Origin of the sequence: Actinoplanes sp. NPDC023714 (genome assembly GCF_040639855.1) — a bacterium.
Classification (GTDB): domain Bacteria; phylum Actinomycetota; class Actinomycetes; order Mycobacteriales; family Micromonosporaceae; genus Actinoplanes.
On record NZ_JBFAAR010000003.1, the window covers coordinates 593381 to 620186 of the forward strand.

General features: G+C 74.2%; 12 protein-coding genes. 9 read left to right on the forward strand and 3 right to left on the reverse strand.

The genetic code is table 11. The features are described 5' to 3' along the window. Positions 1-7 precede the first annotated feature (7 nt). Genes AB0G10_RS18095 through AB0G10_RS18125 form a run of 7 tightly spaced genes read left to right on the forward strand, consistent with a single transcriptional unit; the run spans position 8 to position 19069 of the window. The gene (locus AB0G10_RS18095) at positions 8-8905 is read left to right on the forward strand and encodes an amino acid adenylation domain-containing protein (RefSeq protein WP_360922348.1); all 8898 of its coding nucleotides are present in this window, start codon (positions 8-10) and stop codon (positions 8903-8905) included. Further along, complete coding sequence (locus tag AB0G10_RS18100; RefSeq protein WP_360922351.1) at positions 8902-13380, forward strand: amino acid adenylation domain-containing protein; 4479 nt, start codon at positions 8902-8904, stop codon at positions 13378-13380. The genes AB0G10_RS18095 and AB0G10_RS18100 overlap by 4 nt, the downstream gene beginning before the upstream one ends. Next, positions 13377-14363, forward strand: a complete 987-nt coding sequence (locus AB0G10_RS18105) for a hypothetical protein (protein WP_360922354.1) — start codon at positions 13377-13379, stop codon at positions 14361-14363. The genes AB0G10_RS18100 and AB0G10_RS18105 overlap by 4 nt, the downstream gene beginning before the upstream one ends. Positions 14364-14374: 11 nt before the next feature. After that, the gene (locus tag AB0G10_RS18110) at positions 14375-15034 is read left to right on the forward strand and encodes a class I SAM-dependent methyltransferase (protein WP_360922357.1); all 660 of its coding nucleotides are present in this window, start codon (positions 14375-14377) and stop codon (positions 15032-15034) included. 33 nt (positions 15035-15067) lie between these two features. Continuing rightward, positions 15068-15271, forward strand: coding sequence for an MbtH family protein (locus AB0G10_RS18115; protein WP_360922360.1), 204 nt, complete (start codon positions 15068-15070; stop codon positions 15269-15271). Continuing rightward, positions 15208-16785 (forward strand): FAD-binding oxidoreductase, encoded by a 1578-nt coding sequence (locus AB0G10_RS18120; protein WP_360922363.1) that lies wholly within the window; start codon positions 15208-15210, stop codon positions 16783-16785. Before AB0G10_RS18115 ends, AB0G10_RS18120 begins: the two co-directional genes overlap by 64 nt. A 22-nt stretch (positions 16786-16807) precedes the next feature. Further along, positions 16808-19069 (forward strand): M28 family peptidase, encoded by a 2262-nt coding sequence (locus tag AB0G10_RS18125; RefSeq protein ID WP_360922365.1) that lies wholly within the window; start codon positions 16808-16810, stop codon positions 19067-19069. A gap of 6 nt (positions 19070-19075) precedes the next feature. On the opposite strand, the gene AB0G10_RS18130 is transcribed toward AB0G10_RS18125, so the two are convergent. From AB0G10_RS18130 to AB0G10_RS18140, 3 genes are all read right to left on the reverse strand, one after another. After that, entirely contained in the window at positions 19076-19951 is an 876-nt protein-coding gene (locus AB0G10_RS18130; RefSeq protein ID WP_360922368.1) for an SDR family oxidoreductase, read from the reverse strand. A 76-nt stretch (positions 19952-20027) separates the two neighbouring features. After that, positions 20028-21446, reverse strand: coding sequence for a helix-turn-helix transcriptional regulator (locus AB0G10_RS18135; RefSeq protein WP_360922371.1), 1419 nt, complete (start codon positions 21444-21446; stop codon positions 20028-20030). Between the two features lie 175 nt (positions 21447-21621). After that, positions 21622-22302, reverse strand: a complete 681-nt coding sequence (locus AB0G10_RS18140) for a hypothetical protein (RefSeq protein WP_360922374.1) — start codon at positions 22300-22302, stop codon at positions 21622-21624. A 513-nt stretch (positions 22303-22815) separates the two neighbouring features. Between AB0G10_RS18140 and AB0G10_RS18145 the strand changes: the two genes are divergently transcribed. Beyond that, positions 22816-25317, forward strand: coding sequence for an amino acid adenylation domain-containing protein (locus tag AB0G10_RS18145; protein WP_360922377.1), 2502 nt, complete (start codon positions 22816-22818; stop codon positions 25315-25317). Next, positions 25314-26780 (forward strand): tryptophan 7-halogenase, encoded by a 1467-nt coding sequence (locus AB0G10_RS18150; protein ID WP_360922380.1) that lies wholly within the window; start codon positions 25314-25316, stop codon positions 26778-26780. Before AB0G10_RS18145 ends, AB0G10_RS18150 begins: the two co-directional genes overlap by 4 nt. The last annotated feature ends 26 nt before the right edge of the window (positions 26781-26806 follow it).

Below are 26806 nucleotides of genomic sequence, written 5' to 3' on the forward strand. Positions count from 1 at the left end.
GGGCGGCATGCGTATCCCGTACGGTCTGGCCCGCGGTCCGGCCAACCTGTCCGATCTTCTGCACCTGCGGGTGGAGCGGCAGCCCGACCACGAGGCGTTCACGTTCCTGGACGACGGCGGCTCCGACGCGACGACCAGGGTCACCTACCGGCAGCTGCACGAGCGTGCCGCTCAGGTCGGCGCCGCCCTGCGGGAGCGCGGGGTGCGGCCCGGCGACCGGGCGATGCTGCTGTTCGCCCCGGGCACCGACTACGTGGCGGCGTTCTTCGGCTGCCTGTACGCGGGCGTCGTCGCGGTGCCGGTCTATCCGCCCGACCCGCAGCGCTGGGAACGCGGTGTCCGCCGGCTGCGCGCCGTGGCCCGGGACGCCGAACCCCGCTGCGTCCTGACCACCGGCGTGATCGCGTCGTTCGCCGGTGAGATGCTGGCCGAGCAGGCGCCGGAACTCGCCGCCACCGAGTGGATCAGCTGCGACGAGCTCGGAGAGTACGACACCGCCGGCACGCCGGTCCCGGTCGACGGCGGGCACCTGGCGTTCCTGCAGTACACCTCGGGCTCCACCACCGATCCGCGCGGCGTCCGGCTGACCCACGCGAACCTGCTGCACAACCTCGGGCTGATCAGCGACTTCTTCGAGCTCGACGGCGGCAGCCGGGGCGTGATCTGGCTGCCGCCGTACCACGACATGGGGCTGATCGGCGGCGTCCTCGGTCCGGTGCACGGCGGCTTCCCGGTCACCCTGATGTCGCCGATGGCCTTCCTCTCCGACCCGATGCGCTGGCTGCGGACCATCTCCGAGACCGGGGCGACCGCCAGCGGCGGACCCAACTTCGCGTACGAGCTGTGCGCCCGGCGCGCCACCGAGGACAACACCGCCGGCCTCGACCTGTCGAGCTGGAAGGTGGCGTTCTGCGGGGCGGAGCCGATCCGGGCCGCCGCGATGGACCGCTTCGCCGAGACGTTCGCCCCGTTCGGGTTCCGCCGCGAGGCGCTCTACCCCTGCTACGGGCTCGCCGAGGCCACCCTGATCGCCACCGGCGGGCGCCGGGCGGCCGCCCCGGTGATCCGCGAGTTCACCACCGTCGACCTGGCCGCCGGCCGCGCGGTTCCGGTGGCGAGCGACCTGGCCGCAGACCGGGCGATCACGGCCGCGAGCGACCTCGCCGGCGGCCGCGCGGTCCCGGTTGCGAGCGACCTCGCGGCCGGTCGCGCAGCCCCGTCCGCGGGCAGCCGCGCCCTCGTCGGCTGCGGCACCGCTGCACCCGACCAGGAACTCCTCGTCGTCGATCCGCAGACCCGTACCCCGGTCGCGGCCGGCGTGGTCGGCGAGGTCTGGCTGCGGGGCCCGAGCGTGGCCGACGGCTACTGGCGCCCCACCACCGACGGCGACGACACGTTCGGCGCCCGCCTGGCCGCGCCAGCCGATGACCCGGCTGCGGCGGGCGGTGACCCGGCTGCGGCGGGCGGTGAGCCGGCTGCGGCGGGCGATGACCCCACCGCGTTGGGCGGTGAGCCGGGCGCGGCGGGCGGTGGCTGGCTGCGGACCGGCGACCTCGGCTTCCTGGACGGCGGGGAGCTGTTCGTGACCGGGCGGCGCAAGGACCTGATCATCATCGGCGGGCGGAACCACTACCCGCAGGACGTGGAGCTGACCGCGCAGAGCAGCCACCCCGGACTGCGGCCCGGCGGCGTCGCGGCCTTCGGTGTCCACGCCGGTGGCGGCGAAGCGCTCGTCGTCGTGCAGGAGGTCGGCCGCCGGCACGAGGATGACGCCGGCGCGGAGATGGCCGAGGCGATCCGGCGTGCCGTCGTCGCCGAGCACGGCGTCGCGCCGCACGACGTCGTGCTGGTGCCGGCCGGGACCGTTCCGAAGACCTCCAGCGGGAAGATCCAGCGGCTGCTCTGCCGGGACGACTACCTGGCCGGCCGGTTGCCGAGGCTGGCGACGGCCACCGAACCGGGGGCTGCGAGCGGCGCGGCCACCGAACCGCGGGACGGCGGTGGCGCGGGCGCCGAACTGCGGGACGGCGGTGGCGCGGGCACCGGACTGCGGGACGGCGGCGGCGCGGCGTTCGACCGGGAGGCGTGGAACGCCACGACCGGCCGGCGGCGTGCTGACGACGTACGCGGCCTGCTCTTGACTTTGACCGCCGAGCAGATCCGTGTGGCGCCGCAGCGGATCGACGTGACCACGCCCCTGACCGCTCTCGGACTCGACTCGCTCGGCGCCGTGGAGCTCGCGGACCGTCTGCGGGAGAGCACGGGCGTCGAGATCCCGGTATCGGCGCTGCTCACCGGCACCGTCGAGGACATCGCCACCGAACTGGCGGCCCGCCCGGTGACCACGTCACTCGCGGACACCGCCGACACCGCGGGCCCGCAGATGAGCGACGGCCAGAAGGCGCTCTGGTTCCTGCAGCGGCGTGATCCGGCGAGCAGCGCCTACACGGTCGCGCGCGCCGTCCGGCTCGGCGGCGACCTGGACGTCGACGCGCTGCGCGCCGCCCTGGACGCGGTCGTCGACCGGCACGAGATCCTGCGCACCTGCTTCCCGGCCGACGGCGACGAACCCCGCGCCACGCTCACCGACGCCCGCCCGCACGTCGAGACGGCCACAGTGACCGCCGCGGACCTGGAGGGGCGGCTGCGGCAGGCCGCGGCCGAGCCGTTCGACCTGGCGCGCGGTCCGCTGCTGCGGGTACGGGTGTGGCGCGAGGAATCCGGCGACCACGTCCTGCTGCTCGGCGCCCACCACCTGATCGTCGACCTGATCTCGCTGACCGTGCTCGTCGACGACCTCGGCGCCGCCTACCGGGCCGCCGCATCGAGCGAAACCGCAGCATCGGGCGTCACCGCCGCATCGAGCGAGACCGCAGCATCGAGCGAGACGGCAGCATCGGGGGAGACCGCCGGCCTTGCTCCGGCGCCCTCCTTCGGCGCGTTCGTGCGCTGGCAGCGGCGGCACGGGGAGGCCGGTGCCTGGGCGGCCGACGAGGAGCACTGGCGCACCCGGCTCGCCGAGCCCCTGCCGGTGCTGTCCCTGCCGGCGCCGGCGAGCGCGCCCGCTTCCGGCGATGGGCCCGGCTCCGGTGATGGGCCCGGCTCCGGCGACCGGCCTGGCTCCGGCGACCGGCCTGGGCTCGTGCGGTTCACCGCCGGCGGCGCGCTCGGGGAGCAGCTCCGCGACTTCGCGGCCCGCCGCTCCACCACCGCCTTCGCCGTGATGCTGGCGGCCTACACCGCCCTGGTGCACCGGCTGAGCGGGCAGGACGACGTGATCGTCGGTACCCCGGTGGCGGTCCGGGACCAGCCCGGCCGGCGCGACGTCGTCGGCTACGCGGTCAACCCGGTGGCGATCCGCAGCGACCTGTCCGGCTCACCCTCCTTCGAGGACCTGCTCGCCGCGACCGCCCGCCGGCTGCGCGAGGCCCTCGACCACCGGTCGCTGCCGTTCCCGGTGCTGGTGGAACGGCTCAGTCCGCAGCGGGCGGCCGGCCGCACCCCGGTGTTCCAGACCATGTTCGTGCTGCAGGGTGGACCGGCGGCGCTGGCCGGCCTCGCCGTCGACGCCCCGGACGCCGGGTTCGAGCTGGCCGGCCTGCCCGCCGCGCCGGTGCCGCTGCCCGCGACCGGCAGCCAGTTCGACCTCACGTTCGCGGTGGCGATCACCGGGAGTGGTGTGGCCGGGCGCATCGAGTACGACCCCGCGCGACTCGACCCGGCGATCGCGGCGAACCTCGGCGAGCGCTTCGCGGCGCTGCTGCGCGACGTCCTGGCCGATCCCGCGGTACGGATCATCGGGCTCTCCGGGCTCACCGACGCCGAGCAGCGGCTCATCCTGCACACCTGGAACGACACCGCGACGGCGGTCCCGTCCGGCCGCACGCTGCACGAGCTCGTCTGGGAGCAGGCCGGCCGGACCCCGCATGCGCCGGCGCTGCGCCGCGGCGACACCGTCGTGACGTACGCCGAGTTGCGCGAGCGGGCGTCCGCGCTGTCGGCGCGGCTGCGCGCCGGGGGCGTCGACGCCGGCGACCGGGTCGCGGTCTTCCTGCGCCGCGGCCCGGACCTGGTGATCGCGCTGCTCGCGGTCCTGGAGGCGGGCGCCGCGTACGTGCCGCTCGACCCCCGCTATCCGCGCTCGCGCACCGCGGACATCCTGGCCGACTCCGGCGCGACCCTCGCCATCGTGGACGAGGAACTGCGCGACCGGCTGCCCGGTGCGCTTCCGACCCTGGTCCCGGGGTCACCGGCTGATGGATCGCCGGCTGCCGGGCCGGCAGGGCGGCGCGCCCGGCCCGCCGATCTGGCGTACGTCCTGTTCACCTCCGGCTCGACCGGGCGCCCCAAGGGTGTCGCGATCCCGCACTCGGCCGCGGTGAACCTGGTCGGCTGGGCCCTCGCCGAGTTCCCGGCCGAGGATCTGAGCTGCGTGCTCGCCGCCACCTCGGTGACCTTCGACCTGTCCGTCTTCGAGATCTTCGCCCCGCTCGCCGCCGGCGGCACCGTCATGATCGCGGAGAACGCGCTGGAGCTGGCGAACCTGGCCGGCCGCGAGGACGTCACCCTGGTCAACACCGTGCCGTCGGCGATCGAGCAGCTGCTCGACACCGACGGGCTGCCGCCCACCGTCCGGGTCGTGAACCTGGCGGGCGAGCCGCTCGCCGGCGAGCTGGTCGAGCGGGTCCGCGCCGCCACCGGCCAGGACCGCGCCGTCTACAACCTGTACGGCCCCTCCGAGACCACCACCTATTCGACAGCGGCCCGGCTCGTTCCCGATGTCGCGGTCTCGGTGGGTGGTCCGGTCGCGAACACCCGGGTGTTCGTTCTGGATGCGGGTCTGTCGCCGGTTCCGGTGGGTGTGTGCGGGGAGTTGTTCATCGGTGGTGCGGGGGTGGCGTGGGGTTACTGGGGTAGGGCGGGTCTGACGGCGGAGCGTTTCGTTCCGGATGTGTTCGCCGGTGACGGGGGTCGTCTGTATCGCACCGGTGATGTGGTGCGGTGGCGTTCGGACGGGTCGCTGGAGTTCGTGGGCCGGGCCGATCACCAGGTGAAGGTGCGGGGCTTCCGGATCGAGCTCGGTGAGGTGGAGTCGGCGGTGCGCGCGCATCCCGGCGTCCGGGCCGCCGTGGTGGTGGTCGCGGGGTCGGGTGCGGCTGCCCGGCTGGTGGGCTACGTCGTGCCGGCCGCCGGGTCCGACGGGGATCTGGTGGCGGGTCTGCGGGAGTTCTGCCGGGGGCGGTTGCCGGATTACATGGTGCCCTCGGGGTGGGTGGTGCTGGCGGAGCTGCCGCTGACGCCGAACGGGAAGGTGGATCGGCGGGCGCTGCCGTCCGCTGAGGTGGCGCGGGGTGTGGTGGCGCGGTTCGTGGAGCCGGTGTCGCCGGTGCAGCGCCGGGTGGCCTCGGTGTGGCGGGAACTGCTGGGTGTGGCCCGGGTGGGGTTGCACGACAACTTCTTCGACCTCGGCGGCCACTCCCTTCTCGCCGTCCGGATGGTGGCCCGGCTGCGCGCCGAGACCGGGGTGGACATGCCGGTCGACGCGATCTTCGAACATCCCTGGCTGGCCGGGTTCGCCGACGCCGTGCAGGCCCGCGGCGTACCGGGCGGGGTGGACATGCCGGAGCCGATCCGGGCCCAGCCCCGGCCGGGGTCCGGTCCGTACGAGTCGCCCGCCACCGACGGCCAGGAACGGCTATGGTTCCTCCAGCAGTTCGACCCGGACGCCGGGCTGGCCTACCACCTGCACGGCACGTTCCAGGTGGACGGGCCGCTCGACCCGGTCGCCCTGCAGCGGGCGGTCAACGACCTGACCGCCGCCCACCACGGCCTCGTCTCGCGCTTCGTCGCCGCCGGTGGCCGGCTGCGCCAGATCGCCGACCCGTCGACGGCCGTCGTGGTCGGGCTCGCCGACCTGCGCGCCCTGCCGGCCGAGGAGCGCGCCCGGGCCGCCCGTACCGTGGTCCGCGACCAGGCCCGCCGGCCGTTCGCGCTGGACCGGGGCCCGCTGCTGCGGGTCACCCTGGTCCGGCTCGGCCCGCGGGAGAGCCTGCTCGCGGTGACCACGCACCACAGCGTCGCGGACGGCCTGTCGGTGCAGATCTTCGTCCGTGAGCTCGCCGAGCGGTACCGCCTGCACCGGGCCGGCACGGCCGGCGCCGTCACCGCGCCGGTGCTGCGGTTCGCCGACTACGCGGCGTGGGTGCGCCGGCCGGACCGCCGTGACCGGCTCGCCGCCGACGAGCGCTACTGGACCGCCCGGCTGGACGGGATGCCCGACCTGGTCGCGCTGCCGACCGACCGGCCGCGTCCGCCGATCCAGTCCTTCCAGGGCGCGACGCTGCGCTTCGCGATCCCGGTCGAGCTGGTCCGCGCGGTGCACGAGGCCGCGCGCCGGGAAGGGGTCACCCTCTACATGGCGACCCTCGCGGCCTGGATGGTCGTGCTGTCCCGGCACGCCGGCCAGGACGACTTCGGGGTCGGCACCCCGCTGGCGAACCGGCCGCTGCCCGAACTCGAATCGATGATCGGGTTCTTCGCCAACACCGTGGTGATCCGGGCCGGCCTGGAGGGGCGGCCGACGGTCCGGGAGGTTCTGCGCCGGGTCCGCACCGCCTGCCTGGAGGCGTACGCGCACGGCGAGATGCCCTTCGAGTCGCTGGTCGAGGCGTTGCACCGGCAGCGCACGCCGGACCGCAACCCGCTGTTCCAGGTCATGTTCGGCCTGCACGAGACCACGCTGGGCCGGACCGTGCTGGGCGACGCGACGCTGACCCCGGTGCCGGAGGACCTCGGCGCCGCGAAGTTCGACCTGTCGCTCTTCCTCGAGCAGGACGGCGAACGGGTGCAGGGCGTGCTGGAGTACCGCACCGCCCTGTTCGACGAGTCCACGGTGCGCCGCTTGCAGCGGCACTTCGTCGCGGCGCTCGACGGCATCGCCGGCGACCCGGACCGGGCGATTGAGCAGTTGCCGCTGCTCTCCCCGGAGGAGCGCCGCACGCTGGTGGTCGACGCCAACCGGACGGCCACCCCGCCGCTGCCGGCCGCGACCGTCCCGGAGCGGGTCGCCGAGCAGGCCCGGCGGCACCCGGACGCCGTCGCCGTCCGCTTCCGGGACCAGGAGCTGACGTACCGGCGGCTGCAGGAGCGCGTCGAGGTCCTGACCGCGGCGCTGCGGCGGCGCGGCGTCGGGCGCGGCGACCGGGTCGCGGTCTGCGTCGACCGCGGACCCGACCTGGTGGCGGCGCTGCTCGCGGTGCTCGCCTGCGGCGCCGCGTACCTCCCGCTGGATCCGCACCATCCCGACCAGCGGCTGCGGCACGTCCTCGACGACGCCGCCCCGTCGCTGGTGGTGACCGACGGGCCGGCCATGTTCGCGGGCGGCCTGCCGGTGCTCGTGCTGCTGCCCGGCGAGGAGCCCGCACCGGCCGGGGAGGCCGAGCCGGCCGACGACACCCCGCGGCCCGGCGACCTCGCCTACGTCATCTACACCTCCGGCAGCACCGGCGGCCCGAAGGGCGTCATGGTCGGCCACGCCGCCCTGACCAACTTCCTCGCCGCCATGCAGGACCTGCTACCTGTCGACCGGGACGACACCCTGGTCGCCGTGACGACGCCGTCGTTCGACATCGCCGCGCTCGAGCTGTTCCTGCCGCTGGTGCTCGGCATGCGGCTGACCATCGCGCCCTGGGAGACCACCCGGTCCGGCGCCGACCTGGCCGCCCTGCTCGCCGCCGGCGAGGCCACCGTGATGCAGGCGACCCCGGCCACCTGGCGGATGCTGCTCGACGCCGGCTGGACCGCCACCGGCGGCTTCGTGGCGCTGTGCGGCGGCGAGGCGCTCCCCGACGACCTGGCCGGCCGGCTGCGCGACGCCGGCGCCCGGCTGTGGAACCTCTACGGCCCCACCGAGACCACCATCTGGTCCACGGCGGCGCCCCTCTCCGCCGGCGTTCCGGTGTCGGTGGGTGGCCCGATCGCGAACACCCGGGTGTTCGTTCTGGATGCGGGTCTGTCGCCGGTTCCGGTGGGCGTGTGCGGGGAGTTGTTCATCGGTGGTGCGGGGGTGGCGTGGGGTTATTGGAATCGGGCGGGTCTGACGGCGGAGCGTTTCGTTCCGGATGTGTTCGCCGGTGACGGGGGTCGGCTGTATCGCACCGGTGATGTGGTGCGGTGGCGTTCGGACGGGTCGCTGGAGTTCGTGGGCCGGGCCGATCACCAGGTGAAGGTGCGGGGCTTCCGCATCGAGCTCGGTGAGGTGGAGTCGGCGGTGCGCGCGCATCCCGGCGTCCGGGCCGCCGTGGTGGTGGCCGCCGGCGCCCGGCTGGTGGGTTACGTGGTGCCGGCGGAGGAAACCGACGACGGGGTTCTGGTAGCCGCTCTGCGGGAGTTCTGCCGGGGGCGGTTGCCGGATTACATGGTGCCCTCGGGGTGGGTGGTGCTGGCGGAGCTGCCGCTGACGCCGAACGGGAAGGTGGATCGGCGGGCGCTGCCGTCCGCTGAGGTGGCGCGGGGTGTGGTGGCGCGGTTCGTGGAGCCGGTGTCGCCGGTGCAGCGCCGGGTGGCCTCGGTGTGGCGGGACCTGCTGGGTGTGGCCCGGGTGGGCTTGCACGACAACTTCTTCGACCTCGGCGGCCATTCCCTGCTGGTCGCCCGCATGGCCGATCAGCTCAGACACGAATTCGGGGTCGACGTGCCGATTCGTGACGTCTTCCTGGACGCCACGGTCGAGGCCGTGGCGGCCGGCGTGGAACGCGCCCTCGGTGGCAGCGCCGCCACCGGGGGCGTCACCGGCGCCGACACCGACCGCCTGCTCGACGACCTGGCCCGGCTCTCGGGCGAGCAGTTCGACGCGATGCTGGCCGATCCGTCACTGACGGCCCAGCGAGGGGAGCACAACCGATGAACGACGACGACGCCAAACTCGAGGCCGCCCGGCGTGCGCTGGCGGAGCGACTCTCCCGCAACGGAGGCCGGCCCGGCGCGATGCTGGCCGACCAGCAGCGCGCGTGGATGCTGCACACCCTGGACCAGGCCGCACCCGGCGTGATCGCCGGCCTGTACCGGCTCACCGGCCCGCTCGACGGCGCCGCCCTGCAGCAGGCGCTCGCGGCCCTCGGCGCGGGCACCGAACTGCTCCGCAGCACGTTCCACGAGCTCGCCGGCCGGCCGGTACGGGTGATCGGCGGTGTCGCCGACCTGTCGATCACCGTGGCGGACCTGCCCGGCCCGGACCCGACGGCCCGCCAGTCCGCCTTCGACGACCTCTGCGTCCAGGAGATCGCCCGCCCGTTCGACCTGGCGACCGGCCCGCTGCTGCGCGCCGTGCTGGGCCGCATCGACGACGACACCAGCCTGATGCTGCTGGCGCTGCACGAGACGATCGCCGACGAGTGGTCGCCCGACGTGCTGCTGCGGCAGCTGCTCACCCGATACCGAGCCCTGCTGAGCGGCGACGACATCGACCAAAGCGAGGAAGGGGCGCCGGAACCGGACGGCTTCGCGGCCGCCGTCCATCGCGAGCGGGAGTGGCTGGAGACTCCCGAGGCCGGCGCCGCCCTGCGCTACTGGGAGCGGACCCTGGACGGCGTGCCGGCGCTGCGCCTGCGCACCGACCACCCGCGCCCGGCCGTCAAGACGCACCGCTGCGGAACCGTGTCGGCGGACCTGCCGGACACCCTGGCCGCCGGCGTCGACGAGGCGGCCGTCGCGTACGCCACCACCCCGGGCACCGTGGTCCTCGCCGCCTGGCAGGCCGTGCTCGGCCGGTACGCGCAGCTCGACGAGGTCGCCGTCGGCGTCCGGAATCCGGGCGCGGCCCAAGCCGGAGGCCCGTCCAAGGCCGCGCCCGAGCCGGTGTTCGGCCCGCACGCCGGCACGGTCGTGATCCGGACCCCGCTGCCGGCCGCCCTGACCACCGGTGAGCTGCTGGAACAGGTGGACCGCTCGCGGCGGGACGCGGCCACGCACGGCCGGATGCCGTTCAGCCGGGTCGTCGACGCCCTCGACCCGGTGCGCGACGTCAGCCGTACCCCGCTCTTCCAGGCGCTGTTCCTGGAGCGGGAGGCGGTCGAGGCCGGCGCCGAGGACCGGCTGAGGGCCGAGACGCTCGTCGCCCCGGGACTGTCCACCCCGTACGATCTGGCCCTGACCCTGCTCTCGGGCCGGCGCCGCCGGCTGGTCCTGACCTACAACGCGGATCTCTTCGAGGCGGCCACCGGCCAGCGGATGCTGGCCCACCTGCAGGCCATGCTCGCCTGCCTGGCCGGCGACGGCACCACCGCGGTCCGGGTCGCGCCGCTGGCGAGCCCCGCCGAGACCGCCGTGATCCGCGGTGGCTGGAACGCGACCGCCGCGGTGTTCCCGGACGAGCCGTTGCACGAGCTCATCGCCCGGCAGGCCGCCGCCACGCCCACCATGGTCGCCGTCAGCGACCAGGAGGAGGAGCTGCGCTACCGGGACCTCGACGAGCGCGCCAACCAGCTCGCGCACCGGCTGCTCGAGCTCGGCGTCAAGCCCGAGGACCGGGTCGCCCTCTGCCTGCGCCGCTCCTCGCAGATGGTGGTGGCGATGCTCGCCGTCCTCAAGGCCGGCGCCGCCTACGTGCCGCTGGACCCGCAGTACCCGGCCGAGCGGCTCACCTACATGCTCACCGACTCGGAGAGCGCCGTGCTGGTCAGCGAGTCGGCCCTGCTCGACCGGCTGCCCGCGGACACCGTGCCGACGCTGCTGCTCGACGCCGGCTACGCCGGCATCGCCGCGCAGCCCCGGTCCCGGCCGCCGGTCGAGGTCGGCCCGGACGCGCTCGCCTACATCATCTACACCTCGGGCTCGACCGGTCTGCCCAAGGGCGTGCTGGTGGCGCACCGCGGCGTCGTCAACAACCTCACCTGGCGGCAGCGCACCTGGCCGCTGCGCCCCGGCGACCCGGTGCTGCAGAACCACCCGTTCAGCTTCGACCCCTCGGTCTGGGCCACGTTCTGGCCGCTCATGGTGGGGGCCGAGTGCGTCATCAGCCCGCCGGCCAAGCAGCTGGACCCGGGCGCGCTCGTCCGGCTGATCCGGGACCGCCGCATCGTCGTCTACGGCGCGGTGCCGTCGGTCAACGCGGTGCTGCTCGAGGACCCGGCCATGGGGGAGTGCACCTCGCTGCGCTGGATGCTGTCCGGCGCCGAGCCGCTCACCGCCGGCCTGCAGCGCGCCGCCTACGAGCGCCTCGACGCCGGCATCGCGAACCTGTACGGCCCGACCGAGACCACCATCGACGCCACCTTCTGGCAGTGCCCGCGCAGCAACGACCCGCAGGCCGCGCCGATCGGCCGGCCGCTGGACAACCTGCGGGTCTACCTGCTCGACGAGGACGGCGCCCTGGTCCCGCCGGGGGTGCCCGGGGAGATCTGCGTCGCGGGCGTCGGCCTGGCCCGCGGCTACCACCGGCGGCCCGGCCTCACCGCCGACCGGTTCATCCCCGACCCGTTCTCCGCGGAGCCGGGCGGGCGCCTGTACCGCACCGGCGACGTCGGGCGGTGGCGCGCCGACGGCGCCATCGAGTTCCTCGGCCGCGTCGACCACCAGGTCAAGGTGCGCGGGTTCCGGGTGGAGCTCGCCGAGATCGAGTCGGTGCTCGCCATGGTCCCGGGCGTCCGGGACGCGGTAGTGGTGGCCCGGCCGAACCGGCAGGGCGACAACCGGCTCGCCGCGTACGTGGTCGCCGCGGACCCGGCCCGGCCGCCCGCGCAGGACGAGATGGCGGGCTTCATCGCCGACGTGCTGCCGGCCTACATGGTGCCGTCGGTCTGGACGACTCTCGACGCGTTGCCGCTGACCGCCAACGGCAAGGTCGACCGGCGCGCGCTGCCGGACGCCGAGCCGGCGCCGGTCGCCGCCGACGCGGTCGCCCCGCGCACCCCGCTCGAAGAGGACGTCGCGTCCGCGTTCGCGCAGGTGCTCGGCGTGGAACGGCTCGGCGTGCACGACGACTTCTTCGACGGCGGCGGCACCTCGATCATGCTGGCCCGGCTGGCCTCGCGGCTGCTCGCGCAGTACGAGCTGCAGATCCCGGTGCACCAGTTCTTCCGGGTGCCGACCGTGGCCGGCGTCGCCGCGGTGATCCAGGAGTACAACCGGGCCGGCATCGAGGGGGTCATGTCGCAGCAGCACGCGACCCGCCTGGAGGAGGACGCCCGGCTCGACGACGACATCGACCCGGCCGGGCTTCCGGTGGCCCGCCACCTCGACCCGGAGGCGGTGCTGCTCACCGGCGCCACCGGCTACCTCGGCGCGTTCCTGCTCGCGGACCTGCTGAGCCGCACCCGGGCGGACGTGTACTGCCTGGTCCGGGCCGCCGACGGGCCGGCCGCGCTGGAGCGGATCGAGAAGGCGATGCGGCAGTACCTGATCTGGGACGAGCGGCACCGGGACCGGATCCGGCCGCTCGCCGGCGACCTGGCGCTGCCCCGGTTCGGCCTCGACGACACGACCTGGCAGCACCTGGCCGGGCGGCTCGACGTGATCTACCACAACGGGGCCATGGTCAACTTCGTCTATCCGTACTCGGCCCTGCGGGCGGCGAACGTGGGCGGCACACACGAGGTGCTCCGGCTGGCCTGCACCGAACGGCTCAAGGCCGTGCACTACGTGTCCACCATCGACGTGCTGCTGGCCACGCACACGTCCCGGCCGTTCGTGGAGGACACCAGCCCGCTGCTCAACCCGGTCGAGGTGCCGGGCGGCTACACCGGCAGCAAGTGGGTCGCCGAGAAGATCGTGTACCTGGCGGGGGAGCGCGGCGTCCCGGTCAGCATCTACCGCCCCGGCCTGATCATGTCGCAGACCGCGACCGGCGCCACCCAGACCAGCGACTACCTGCTCGTCGCGTTCCGCGGCTATCTGCCGATGCGGATCCTGCCGGACTACCCGCGGATCTTCGACACCGTGCCGGTCGACTACGTGAGCTCCGCGATCGTCGCGATCTCGCAGCGCGAAGGCACCACCGGGCAGGTCTTCCACCTCTTCAATCCGGCCCCGGTGTCGATCAGGCGCTTCTGCGAATGGATCCAGTCCTTCGGGTACGACTTCGACATCGTCCCCTTCGAGGAGGCCCGCCGCCGGGCGCTCGAGGTCGGCACCGACCACCCGCTCTACCCGCTGGTGCCGCTGATCCGGGACGCCGTCGTCGACCCGCAGCCGTCGCTGGACCCGGCGTTCATCGCCGACCTGGAGCCGTCGCTGGAGTGCCGCAACACCCTCACCGCGCTGGCCGGCACCGACGTGGCCTGCCCGCCGATGACCGAGCGGATGGCCCACCAGTGCCTGGCCTACCTGGTCGACGTGGGCTTCCTGCCGCCGGTGGAGGCCACCGTACGGGAGGTCGCGCGGTGACCGGCGAGCCACTGTTCCACCTGCTGCGCCCGGAGCACCTGCCGTCCCCGGCGGACGTCGCCGGATACCTGCGGACCCGGGGTGGCGTGCTGCCCGCGGCGATCGGCCACCGCGACGACGCGCGGGCCCTGGACGCCGTCCGCGCCGCGGTGGCGGCGGTGCCGATGGCCGCCGGAACCGTCGTGGACGGCCCGGACGGCGCCGAGTCGGCCGGCAACCGCGACAACGACCAGGCGTTCGGCATCGTCCGGGTGGACGGCGACCGGCCGGCGCTGTTCGTGCACACCGTCCTCAAGGGATACGAGGCGCTGCTCGCCGACACCTCGGCGGGCGGCACCGACCTCACCGGCGAGCAGTGGCGGACGCTGCGCCAGGCCCTCGGCGTGATGCTGGAGCAGCCGCCGCAGGACCGGCTCGCGCGGCAGTGGCGGCCGCTGCCCCGGCGCACCGATCAGCCGCCGGCCGCGGCGCTGCGCCGCTGGGTGCGCGGCCACCGCCTGTTCATGGTGCTCATCCAGGGGCTGGTGCAGGCCTCCGGCGACCTGGCCGGGCGGTTGCGCGCCGGCGACCGGGAGCCGGTCGCCGCGCTGGACCGGGCGATCCTGCTGATGCGGGCGTCGGAGGTGGCGCTGCGCTTCGCCGGCGACTTCAGCATCGCCGACTACGACGCCGTGGTCCGTCCGACGCTCATGCCGCCGCACTCCCCGCCCGGGATGAGCGGCCTGCACTGGCGCGACCACGAGCACCTGATCAAGAACCTGGCCGCGACCCGCGATCTGCTGACCGGCGTCGACCCCGCGCTGGCCGGCATGCGGGCCGCGTTCCGCCGGGCCTACGCCGAGGTGTACGACGCCCACCGGTTCGTCTGCGCCCGATTCGTCGGCGAGGAGTCGGCGAGCCTGCTGATGGCCAAGTCGAAGCAGTCCGCGGTCGCCGTTCTGGACCGTTACAAGCAGGCCCGCCTGCACAACGTCCCGGAGTGATGGAGGTAGCTATGTGGACCCAGGTCGAGCTGTCCGACGAGCTGTGCGGGTACGTCCGCGACATCTCGCTGCGCGACAGTCCCCTGCTGAGCGAGCTGCGTGACGAGACCCGGTCGCTGCCGGTCGCGAGCATGCAGGTGTCGGCGGAACAGGGCCAGTTCCTGAGCACCCTGGTCCGGGCCGTCGGCGCCCGCCGGACCCTGGAGGTCGGCGTGTTCACCGGCTACAGCCTGGTGAGCACCGCCCTGGCCCTGCCCGCCGACGGCACCGTCGTGGCCTGCGACGTGAGCGCCGAGTGGACCGAGGTCGCGATGCGGTACTGCGAGCGCGCCGGGGTGGCCGGCAAGGTCGACCTGCGGCTCGGCCCGGCCGCCGAGACGCTGCGCACGCTGCGCGCCGAGGGCCACGACGGCACGTTCGACTTCGCGTTCATCGACGCCGACAAGGAGTCCTACGAGGAGTACTACGAGCTGGCGCTGGCCCTGGTGCGCCCGGGCGGCACGCTCGTCTTCGACAACGTGCTCTGGTCCGGCCTGGTGGTCGACGACACCACGACCGACCCGGAGACCGTCGCGCTGCGCGACTTCAACGCCCGCCGCCGCGGCGACGACCGCATCGACCTGAGCGTGCTGCCCTACGCCGACGGCCTGACCGTCGCCGTCAAGCGCTGACCGCTTCCCTCCCGTACGCGAAAGGAGCTCTTCATGTCCAGCTTCCTGTCCGATGACGATGACTACCCGTGCCGCGTGGTGATCAACGACGAGGAGCAGTACTCCATCTGGCCGCAGGACCGCGACGTGCCCGCCGGCTGGCGCGCCACCGGCTTCGCGGGGACCCGCCGCGAGTGCCTCGACCACGTCGACCGCACCTGGCTCGACATGCGGCCCAAATCCGTGCGCACCGCCTGAGCCGCACGCCGATCGAGGAGGGCAGCGCCATTCTGCAGCATCGACCGAAGACTCAGCAGGACGACGGCGGGGCGCCGGTACGCCCCGCCGCCACCGGCCCCGACTGGCGCGGGCTGCGCGCCCGCATCCGGGGCAGCGTCATCCGGCCGGACGACGAGGGCTACGACGACGTCCGGGCGCTGGCCGACCTCGAGTTCAACGCCGTACGGCCGCTCGCGGTCGTGCGCTGCGCCGGGCCCGAGGACGTGCGGCACGCGCTCGCGTTCGCCCGCGAGCTCGGCGTCCCGGCCGTCCCGCGCAGCGGCGGGCACAGCTTCGCCGGCTGGTCGACGACCGAGGGCATCGTCGTCGACGTCTCCGGGATGACCCGCACGGTCGTCGACGGCGACGTCGCCCGGGTCGAGGCGGGCGCCCAGCTCGTCGACCTCTACACCGACTCGCTGCGGTACGGCCTCGCGGTGCCGACCGGCTGGTGCTCGACGGTCGGGATCGCCGGGCTGGCCCTCGGCGGCGGCATCGGCCTGGAGAGCCGCAAGCACGGGCTCGCCGTCGACAACATCCTCTCCGCCGACGTGGTGCTGGCCGACGGCCGGCTGGTCCGCTGCGACCGGCTTGAGCACCCCGACCTGTTCTGGGCGCTGCGCGGTGGCGGCGGCGGCAACTTCGGCGTGGTGACCTCGCTGGCGCTGCGGGCCTACCCGGTCACCGGGATGACCAACTACGTGCTGCGCTGGCCGTGGACGGCCGCCGCCGAGGTGGTCCAGGCCTGGCAGCAGTGGGCGTTCGACACCCCGGACGACATGACGCCGACGCTGACCATGGAGCTGCCGGACGCGGCCGCCGGCGCCGTCCCGGAACTCACCGTGAAGGGCGCCTGGCTGGGCGATCCCGAGCGGCTCGGCCCGCTGCTCGAGCAGCTCCGCGACCGGACACCGACACCGCCCGGCGAGGTCTCGGTGGAGACCGTGCCGTACGAGGAGGGGGTGATCTGGTGGTTCGGCTGTGAGGGCATGGCGATGGCCGAGTGCCACTTCGAGGGGTCGCACCCGGAGGGGAAGGTGCCCCGGGTCGGGTTCGCCCGGGCGCGCGGTCACTTCGTCGACGCCGACATCCCGGCCGGCGGCATCCTCGCGATGATCGAGGCGTTCGCCGCGCACCCCGCCCCGGGTCAGTCCCGCAACCTGGACTTCCTGACCATGGGCGGCGCCATCAACCGGGTGCCCGCCGACGCGACCGCCTTCGTGCACCGCGACAGCAGGTACTTCGTCGGCTGCGCGGTCGGCACGATGGGCCCGGAGTCGCCGGAGGGCCAGAAGGTGGCGACCGACTGGATCGACTCCTGCTGGGAGGCGGTGCGGCCGTGGGCGTCGGACCGGACCTACCAGAACTTCGTCGACCCGGCGCTGCCGGACTGGCAGAGCCGCTACTACGGGCCGAACTACGCGCGGCTGGCCGAGGTGCGGGCCGCGTACGACCCGGACCGGTTCTTCCGTTTCCCCCACGCCATCGTCTGACAACCGCGGAGACGGGACCGACATGAGACGATCCGCAACACCGCTCCTGCGCGCCCTGCCGGCGATCGCCGCGGCCGGCGCCGCGATCGCCGCGCTGCGCGGACTGCGGCCACCCCGGCCGGCCGGTCCCCGCGCCCCGCTCGACCGGTTCTCCGCGGTGCGCGCCGAGGGGCACCTCCGGGTGATCGCCGCCGAGCCGCGGCCGATCGGCTCACCGGGCGCGGCCCGTGCCCGGGCCGAGCTGGTGGACCGGCTGCGGGGGCTCGGCCTGGAGACCGGCGTGCAGGAGGCGGTCGCCGTGGCCGACCTGGGCGCCGCGCCGTACGGGGTGCGCTACCGCTCGGCCGGCCGGGTGCACAACATCGTGGCCCGCATCCCCGGCACCCACCCGGGCCGGTCCGTGCTCGTGATGACCCACTACGACTCGGTCGAGCAGGGCCCGGGCGTGAGCGACGCGGGCATGCTGGCCGCCGCCGTGCTGGAGACCGCCCGGGCGCTGCTGACCGGCCCGCCGCCGCGCAACGACATCGTCTTCCTGCTCACCGACGGGGAGGAGGCCGGGCTGCTCGGCGCCCGGGCGTTCTTCGACGAGCATCCGGCCGCCGCCCGGGTGGGCGCCGTGCTCAACTTCGAGGCGCGGGGCACCCGCGGCCCGGCGCTGATGTTCGAGACCGGGCCGGCGAGCGGGGCGCTGCTGCGGCACCTCGCCGATCTGCCGCGTCCGGCGCAGAGCAGCTCGCTCTTCGACGAGGCCTACCGGCGGATGCCGAACACCACCGACTTCGCGGTGGCCCGGGAACGCGGGCTGCCCGGCCTCAACTTCGCCAACATCGGCGGGTTCGCCGACTACCACGGCCCGCACGACGACTTCGAGCACCGCGACCGGGGCACCCTGCAGCACCACGGCGAGGTGATGACCGGACTGGCCCGCCGGCTCGGCGCGATGGACCTGGACGAGCCGGCCGGCCCCGACCCGGTGTTCTTCTCGGCCGGGCCGCGCCGCCTGGTGCACTACCCGGCGCCGGCGGCCGGCCCGCTCGCCGTGCTGGCGGCCGGGGCCGCGGTGGCCGGCCTGATCGCCGGCCGGCGCGGGCTCGGGGACGGCTGGCGGCTGCCGTCGTCGACGCTGCGGCTGGCCGCGCGGCTGGTCGCCGGTGGCGGCGCCGCGACGGCGCTGACCTTCGGCGCGGCGGCCCGCAGCCCGCAGTTCCGCCGCAGCGGCGACTTCCCCGGATCGGACGCCGTGCACGTGGCGCTCGGCGGGCTGGCCGCCGCCGCGGCGGTGACCGGCCTGGCGGGCGACGAGCCGTGGCGGCGGCTGGGAGCGGTGCTGCCACCGCTGGCGGCGCTGTCCCTGCTGGCCGGCGCGCGGGCGCCCGGGGCCGGCTACGTGACCGTCTGGCCGCTGGCCGGCGGCGCCGTCGCGGCGCTCACCGCGGGCGCGCACCCGGCGGTGCGGGCGGCCGGCGCGACCGTCGCGGCGGCGGGCGCGGCGGCCACCTTCGTACCCCTGTCCCGGCTCCTCTATCAGGGCCTCACCCCGCGGATGGCGGCCGCCGCGATGCTGGCGCTGCAGCTCGGCGGGGAACTGGCCGCGCCCGCGCTGGCGCTGCTGCCGCCGGGGGCGCGGCGGGCGGTGGCGGCGGGCGGCCTGGCCGGGGCCGCGGCGGTGCTGGCGCACCGCCTGACCCGCCCGGCCGCCGGCACGCCGGAGACCCTGAGCTATCTGTACGACGTGGACGCGGGCGCCGGCTGGTACGTCAGCACCGACCGGCACCCGACCGGGTGGACGAGCCGGTTCCTGGGCGCCGAGCCCGCCCGGGGGCCGCTGCCGGACTTCTTCCCGGGCTGGGACCGCGAGTTCCTCAGCGCCCCGGCGGCGCCGCACCCGCTGCCCGCGCCGGAGGTGGAGGTGCTGGCGGACGAGCCGGCCGCGGCCGGTCGCCGCCGGGTCCGGCTGCGGGTCCGCACGGCCCGCGGCGCCCGGCAAATCGGCCTCACCATCCCGGACGCGGCCGTGCACGCCTGGTCGGTGGAGGGCCGGCCGGGACCGGAGGATCCGGCCGGTCCGTGGGAGCTGTGGCTCTACGCCCCCGGCGACGGCGGCCTCGAGGTGAGCCTGCTGCTGGACGCCGCGCCGGCCCGGATCCGGGTGATCGACCGGTCGGACGGCCTGGCCGCCGGGCCGCCGGCGTCCGCGTTCGGCTCGCAGACGCCCGCGGCGGCCCTCGACGTCGACGGCTGGGGCAACGGCACCTTCGCGGCCCGCTGGCTCAAGATCTGAGGCGCTTCAGCCGCGGTGCATGTTCGCGGTGAAGTTCTCCCAGTGCGGCTGGCGGCCGTCGCGGTCGGTGAACCCGTAGCGCTCCATCAGGTGCCAGGACGCGTACGTCTTGCCGGCCAGGCCGGCGACCTCGGGGTCGGCGGCCACGGCCGCCACCGCGCGGCCCACGTAGTGCGGGGTCTCCGAGCCGCCGAAATGCCGGTCCTTGGCGATGCCGTCGCGCCAGTTCTCCTCGGTGACCCCGAACGCGTCGAGCATCGCCTCGGACCGCAGGAAGCCCGGCGTGATCGCCAGGGCGGTGACGCCGTGCGGGCGGAGCTCTTCGGACATGGCCAGCGCGAGTCGGATGACCGACGCTTTGGCGAGATCGTAGAAAAGGCTGCCGCGATAGTCGGGCTTGTATCCGTCGGTGATTTCCACGATCAGGCCGGATTTCCGGGCCACCATCAAAGGCGCCGCGAAGTGGCTGGTGATGATGTGCGAATGCACCGCCCGCTGCTGCATCAGCAGGCCCTTGTCGAGATCGTGTTCCCAGAACGCCTTGCCCCAGGAGGTGAGCTCGTCGCCGCCCCAGACGTCGTTGACCAGGATGTCCAACCGGCCGCCCTGCTCCTCGGCGATCCGCTGAATCAGGCGTTCGACCTGCTCGGGGACGGTGTGATCGGTTTGCACGGCGATGCCGGTGCCGCCGTCGGCGGTGACCAGCTCGGCGGTCTGCTCGATGGTCTCCGGACGGTTGCCGGTCGCCGGGCGCCCGGCGACGCTGCGCCCGGTGCAATACACCACGGCGCCCTGGGCGCCCAATTCCCGGGCGATGGCGCGGCCGGCTCCCCGGGTGGCTCCGGCGACCAGAGCCACCTTGCCCTTCAACGCGTTGCTCAACGATTCTCCTCGGTGCGCGAAAAAATGCCACCGACCAATGTAGTCGGTGGCATTCGATCTTTTCCGGGCGCCATTCTCACGTACGCGAGCCGTGCCGATTCCCGGATCGGGCCGGTCGCTCGGCGGCCCGCGCCTTGGCCGGCTGCGGACGGGTGGGCAGCAGGGTCGGCGGCAGCTCCATGCCCAGGCCCTGGATGGCCCGCCGGTACGCGGCGATCGCCGCCTCGGTCTCCCCGATCTCGGTCATCACCTGACCCAGCTGTGACCAGAGCCGGGAGCTCTGCGCGGTGTCCGGCAGCGCGTCCAGCTCCGCCTGCGCGTCCAGGCAGGCGCGGCGCGCGCCGTCCTGGTCGCCGAGCAGCGACAGCGCCGTGGTGTCGAGCAGCCGGCACCGGATCCGCTCGAGGTCGGGGACCCGGGCGTCGGCGGCCATCTCGCCGGCCATCCGGTGCGCGGCCTGCGCCTCGTCCTGCATGATCAGGCAGCGGATCAGGTCGTTGCGGCAGCGGGCCGCGTCCGCGACCGCGCCGGCGCTGTCCAGGTCGGCGATGGCCTGCTCGAGCAGCTCGCGGGCCTGCTCCGGGCGGGCCGGGGTCTGCCGGATCAGCAGTCCGCCGTAGACCGCGCGGAGCATGCCGAAGGTCTGCCGGTAGTCGTTCGTGTCGGCGTCGGTGACGCGCGCGGCCAGCTCCAGGGCGTGGCCGATGCGGCCGTCCTGCTGGGCCAGCCGGCTGGCGTTCCAGTACACCGCGACCAGCTGCCGGCGCTCGGACAGCTGGGGGAGCACCCCCATGGCCTTGGCGATCGGCACCCCGGCGGCCTCGTGGTCGCCGCGCTCGCACCACACCGCGGCCACCACCGAGCTGAGCTCCACGGTCACGTCGGAGACGGCCAGCCCCAGCGCGTCGATGCGCTCCTGGGTGCGCTCGGCCTCGGCGAGGGCGCGGTCGCCGTCACCGGCCCGGGCGAGGCTGCGGATCAGCCCGAGGGTGGCGCCGAGCCAGTGCGTGTACTGCGGGTAGTTCTCCGCCGAGCGCAGGCAGCCCTCGTAGGCGACGACCGCGTCGGCGTAGCGCCCCTGCAGCTCCGCGATGCGGGCCAGGCCGAACTCGACCTCCTCGAGGACGTCCTCCTTGCCGGGGTTGTCGTCGAGGGCCTGCTGATAGCGGCCGACCGCGTCGTCGAGCTCCCCGATCAGCAGGGCGGCCCGGGCGAGGCGCAGCTGTGCCGCGGCGGTCCGGTCGGGTGCGCTGCCCGCGGCCGGCTCCGGGGCCAGCAGGTACTCGGGCGGGCAGCCGAGCCGCTCGGAGATCTCCCGGACCACGCGGGAGCTGGGCTCGCGGCGGTCGGCCTCGAGGAAGGAGATGTAGCTGGCTGAGATGTTGTCCCCGGCCAGGTCACGCTGGCGCAACCCGCGCGCGACGCGCAGCCGCCGCAGCCGTTTGCCGAAGGTCTCCCCGGCCGGAATGACGTCGTTGGCGTTACCGGTGACCATGTCCACGATCTACAGCCACTTCCTTCGAATGCGCGCCAGTCACGCGCAGTGCACTCTTGTCAAGTGCAGTGAAGTCTACCCGCAAGATCGGGTAAATCACCAGGGTCATAGCGGTCTCAGGATGGATTGCCGCTGATGGCGGTGCCATTGCCGGCCTCGGCGATTGACTGCACCGTCATCTGTGGAGGTAGCGCCGGCCGGTCCGGCGGCTCGTCCGGGCGTGCCTCCGGGCGGCCCGGGCCGTCTCGCCGGCGGGGAGGCGGCGCGCGGTCAGCTCGGCGGCGGCGCGGAAGGCCTCGGCGGCCTCGTCGAGGTCGACGGACTGCCCGGCGATCCGGAAACGGCGGTGGATGGCGCGGCCGAGCAGGCTCAGCGCCCGGCCGGCCCGGGCCAGGTCGGAGCGCTCGGCGCCGTCGCCGAACACCTCGCGGGCCAGCTGCAGCTCGCGGACCGCGCCGTTGAGGTCGGCGTACCGGCCGCACCTGTCGAAGCGGATGCAGAGGGCCATGCCGAGCAGGTAGGAGTTGGCGATCCGAGCCTGACCGGTCTGCGGGCCGTTCCGGCAGGCGCGGCGCAGCAGATCGATGGCCTGGTCGAGCGCGAGGGGATCGTTGATGCGCACCGCGTATTCCAGGACCACCGAGCCGAACTCGGCGGCGGTGGGCCAGCAGAGGTCGTCGCCGGCCCACGGCCGGCCGCCGGCCGGCTGGTGCCCGCTGGTGAGGGTGTCGTGGCAGCGGGACAGCCAGGACAGTGCCATCGGGTAGCCGTAATCGGACACCGGGGGAGTGGGTGGGTGGCCGTCGGCCGGGTTGCTGCTCGTCTCGGTGTCGGCCGGTGGTGCCGTATCGGACACCGCAGCGTCGCCGTCGGAAGGCGACGTCCGGTCTCTGGGCGTGATCAACTGTCCTGGTCCCCCGGGTGATGTGACAAACGGTTAACAGTCGGCTTCCGACGGTCAGGTTAGTTGATGTCTTTGGCGACTGCCAGCCCTCGATTGTCATGGCTTACTTGTCATACGAGTCAACTAATTTGGACGGCCGGACCGTCGCTTCGTGCCTTTCCGTCGCTGTTGTCAACGCCGATCACGCCGCTCTGACCAGCTCCGCGGCCACCGGGTATGACTCTGAGAGCCCTCTCCGATGCACTCCTGTCAACTTGCTTGACTCGACTTGAGACACTCATGTAGAACCACATGACAGATCAGTAATGCGAGCTGACCGGGTTGTTTCGCAGCCTCCCAGGACCACCAGATGGCGGGAGATCCCACGTGACTCTGCAATCGCCCTCCGAATCATCGATCAGCGAGATCTCGCCGGAGCCGGCACCCGCGCCCGCCATCGGAACACCGCGGCCCACCCTGCCGGCGATGTTCGACAGGCGGGCCCGCCTCGATCCGGACGCCGAGGCGCTGCGCTACCGCGGGACCGCCATGACCTACGGCGAGCTCGGCCGCGCCGCCAACGCCCTCGCCCGCGAGCTGGTCCGCCGCGGCGCCGGCCCGGAACGCATCGTCGGCCTCCAGCTGCCCCGCGGCCCCGGACTGATCGTCGCGATGCTCGCCGTGGCCCGGGCCGGCGGCGCGTTCCTGCCGATCGACGCGGCGTACCCGCCGGACCGCATCGCCTTCATGCGCGCCGACGCGGCGCCCGTGCTGATCGTCACCGAGGACGGGGACGGGTCCACCGTGTCGCTGGACGCCCTGCGCGCGGCCGCGAGCGACCTGCCGGACGGCGACCTGAGCGACGCCGACCGCCGGGCCCCGCTCGACCCGGCACACCCCGCCTACGTCATCTACACCTCGGGGTCGACCGGCCGGCCCAAGGGCGTCGTCGTCACCCACGCGGGCCTGCACGACCTGACCACCGCCCAGGCCGCGGCGTTCGGCGTCGGCCCGGGCAGCCGGGTCCTGCAGTTCGCGTCGCCCAGCTTCGACGCCGCGGTCTCGGAGATCTGCATGGCGTTGCTCACCGGCGCCACCCTGGTCCTGGCGCCGCCGGCCGACCTCGCGCCCGGCCCGGCGCTCAGCGCCCTGATCACCCGGGAACGCGTCACCCACGCCACCCTGCCGCCGGCCGTGCTGCCGCTGCAGGAACTGCCCGACTCGGCGCTCCCGGCCGGCCTCAGCCTCATCGTGGCCGGGGAGTTCTGCCCGAGCGACACGATCCGGCGCTGGGCACCCGGACGTACCATGATCAATGCGTACGGGCCGACCGAGTCCACGGTCTGCGCCACGATGACCGCGCCGTTGCGGGCCGGCGACCGGTCACACATCGGGACCGCCATCTCCGGCACCCGCATCCACATCGCCGGCGACGACCTCGCGCCGGCGCCCCCGGACGCGATGGGCGAGATGTTCATCGCCGGCGCCGGGCTGGCCCGCGGCTACCTCAACCGGCCCGCGCTCACCGCGCAGCGGTTCCTGCCCGACCCCTGGGGACCGCCCGGCAGCCGGATGTACCGCACCGGCGACCTGGCCCACCGGCGCGCCGACGGCACCATCGGGTACGACGGCCGCTCCGACGACCAGATCAAGATCCGGGGATTCCGCGTCGAGCCCGCCGAGATCGAGGCCGTCCTGCGCGAACGTCCCGACGTCACGGCGGCCCGGGTCCTGCTGATCCAGGGCCGGCTCGCCGCCTACCTGGTGCCCGGTCCGGACGGGCGGGCCGACACCCGGGCCGCGGCCGCCCACCTCGCCGCGAGGTTGCCGGCGCACATGGTCCCCGGCGCCTACACCGTCATCGACGACCTGCCGCTGACCCCCAGCGGCAAGGTCGACAAGGAGCGGCTGCCGCCGCCGGTGTTCGCGGCGGGCGACGGCACGCCCCGGACTCCGCAGGAGGAGATCCTCTGCCGGCTCTTCGCCGGGGTGCTCGGCCTGCCGCGGATCGGCGCCGAGGACAACTTCTTCGAGCTCGGCGGCGACTCGCTGATGGCGACCAGGCTCAGCGTGCGCATCCGCAGCGAGCTCGGCGTCGACATCCCGGTCGTGGCGATCATCGAGGCGCAGACCCCGGCCCGGGTGAGCCGCCTGCTCGGCGCCGACCGGCCGGACAGCGCCCTCGGCCCGGTGCTCGCCCTGCGCTCGACCGGCACCGCCCCGGCCCTGTTCTGCGTCCACCCGGCCGGCGGCATCAGCTGGTGCTACACCGGCCTGCTGCCGCACGTCGGACGCCAGCACCCGGTGTACGGGCTGCAGGCGCCCGGCGTCAGCGGCCCGTGCGACCCGCCGCCGAGCATCGCCGGGCTCGCCGCCGACTACCTGCGGCGGATCCGCGAGATCCAGCCCGCCGGCCCCTACCACCTGCTGGGCTGGTCGATGGGCGGCGTCATCGCGTACGAGATGGCCGCGGCGCTGCGGGCCGGCGGCGAGGAGGTCGGCTCGCTCACGCTGCTCGACGCGTACCCGGAGATCCCGCCGGAACTGCGGCACGACGACGAGGCCGCGCTCCTGCTCGACCTCCTGCACTTCATCAACGTCCCCGACCTCGGCCCGGGCCCCGGCCCGGTCGACCGGGCCACGGTCATCGACGTCGCCCGCAGCCACGGCAGCGCCATCGCGAGCCTCGGCGACGGCACCGTCGACCGGCTCATCGAGGTCTTCACCGGCAACTACCGGCTGCTGCGCGACTACCGGCCGGCCCGCCTCGACGCCGACATGCTGCTGTTCACCGCCACCCGCGGCCGGCTCGCCGAGTTCGCCTCGGCCGACCAGTGGCGGCCCCACACCACCGGGGAGATCCGTCACCACCTCGTCGACTGCGAGCACCGCGACATGGCCCGCACCGGTCCGATGAGCGCCATCGGGCCGGTTCTCGCCGCGTACCTCACCTCAGCCCGCCAGCCCCACCCCGGGAGGAATCAGTGAACTCCGAGAGCTACGACGTCATCGTGATCGGCGGCGGGCCCGCCGGCTCCACGGTCGCGACGCTCACCGCCAAGAAGGGGCACCGGGTCCTGCTGCTGGAGAAGGACAAGTTCCCCCGCTACCAGATCGGCGAGTCGCTGCTGCCGGCCACCGTGCACGGCATCGCGAACCTGCTCGGCGTCGCCGACCGTCTCGGCGAGGCCGGGTTCATGCGCAAGAACGGCGGAACCTTCCGGTGGGGCGCCAACCCCGAGCCGTGGACGTTCGCCTTCGCGGTCTCGCCGCGGCTGGCCGGGCCCACCTCGCACGCCTACCAGGTCGAGCGGATGAAGTTCGACCAGATCCTGCTGGACAACGCCCGCAAGAACGGCGTCAAGGTCCAGGAGCTCTGCACCGTCACCGACGTCGTCGAGGCCGGTGGCCGGGTCACCGGGGTCCGCTACGCCGACGCGGACGGCACCGCGTACGAGGCCTCCGCCGCCTACGTGGTCGACGCGTCCGGCAACCTGAGCCGCACCTACCGGTCGGTCAGCCCGCAGCGGCACTACTCGCCGTACTTCCAGAACCTCGCCCTCTTCGGCTACTTCGAGGGCGGCAAGCGGCTGCCCGCGCCCAACCAGGGCAACATCCTCTGTGCCGCGTTCGACGAGGGCTGGTTCTGGTACATCCCGCTCACCGACCAGCTCACCAGCGTCGGCGCCGTGGTGCGCCGGGACAGCGCCGACCGGGTGCAGGGCGACCCGGAGGCCGCGCTGCGGAACCTCATCGACGACTGCCCGCTGATCAAGGAGTACCTCGCGGACGCCCGCCGGGTGACCGAGGGGCCGTACGGCGAGATCCGGGTGCGCAAGGACTACTCGTACTGCAACGCCCCGTTCTGGCGCTCCGGCATGGCGCTCATCGGCGACGCCGCCTGCTTCGTCGACCCGGTCTTCTCCTCCGGGGTCCACCTCGCCACGTACGGGGCCCTGCTCGCCGCCCGGTCGATCAACAGCTGCCTCGACGGCACCGTCGACGAGACCGCCGCCTTCACCGAGTTCGAGCGCCGCTACCGCCGCGAGTACGGCGTCTTCCACGAGTTCCTGGCGTCCTTCTACAGCATGCAGGCCTACGAGGACTCGTACTTCTGGCAGGCCAAGAAGGTGACCGGGCAGAACGCCTCGAACATCGAGGCCTTCGTGGAGCTGGTCGCCGGCACATCCTCCGGCGAGGAGGCGCTCGCCACGGCGCACGGCACGACCGAGGCCATCGCGGCGGGCGCCGGCGCGCTCTCCGCCGCCACCTACGAACTCGGCACCCGCCCCAGCGCCCTGCACTCCAGCGGCGTGGTCGCCGCCGCGATGAGCGAGGGCGCCCGCATCCAGTCGCACGCCCTGCTCGGCGGCGACGCGGGCACCGAGTCACCCCTGTTCGACGACGGGCTCATCGCCACCGACGACAGCCTCGGCTGGACCAGACCATGACCTCCGGGTACGACGAGGATGTGAAC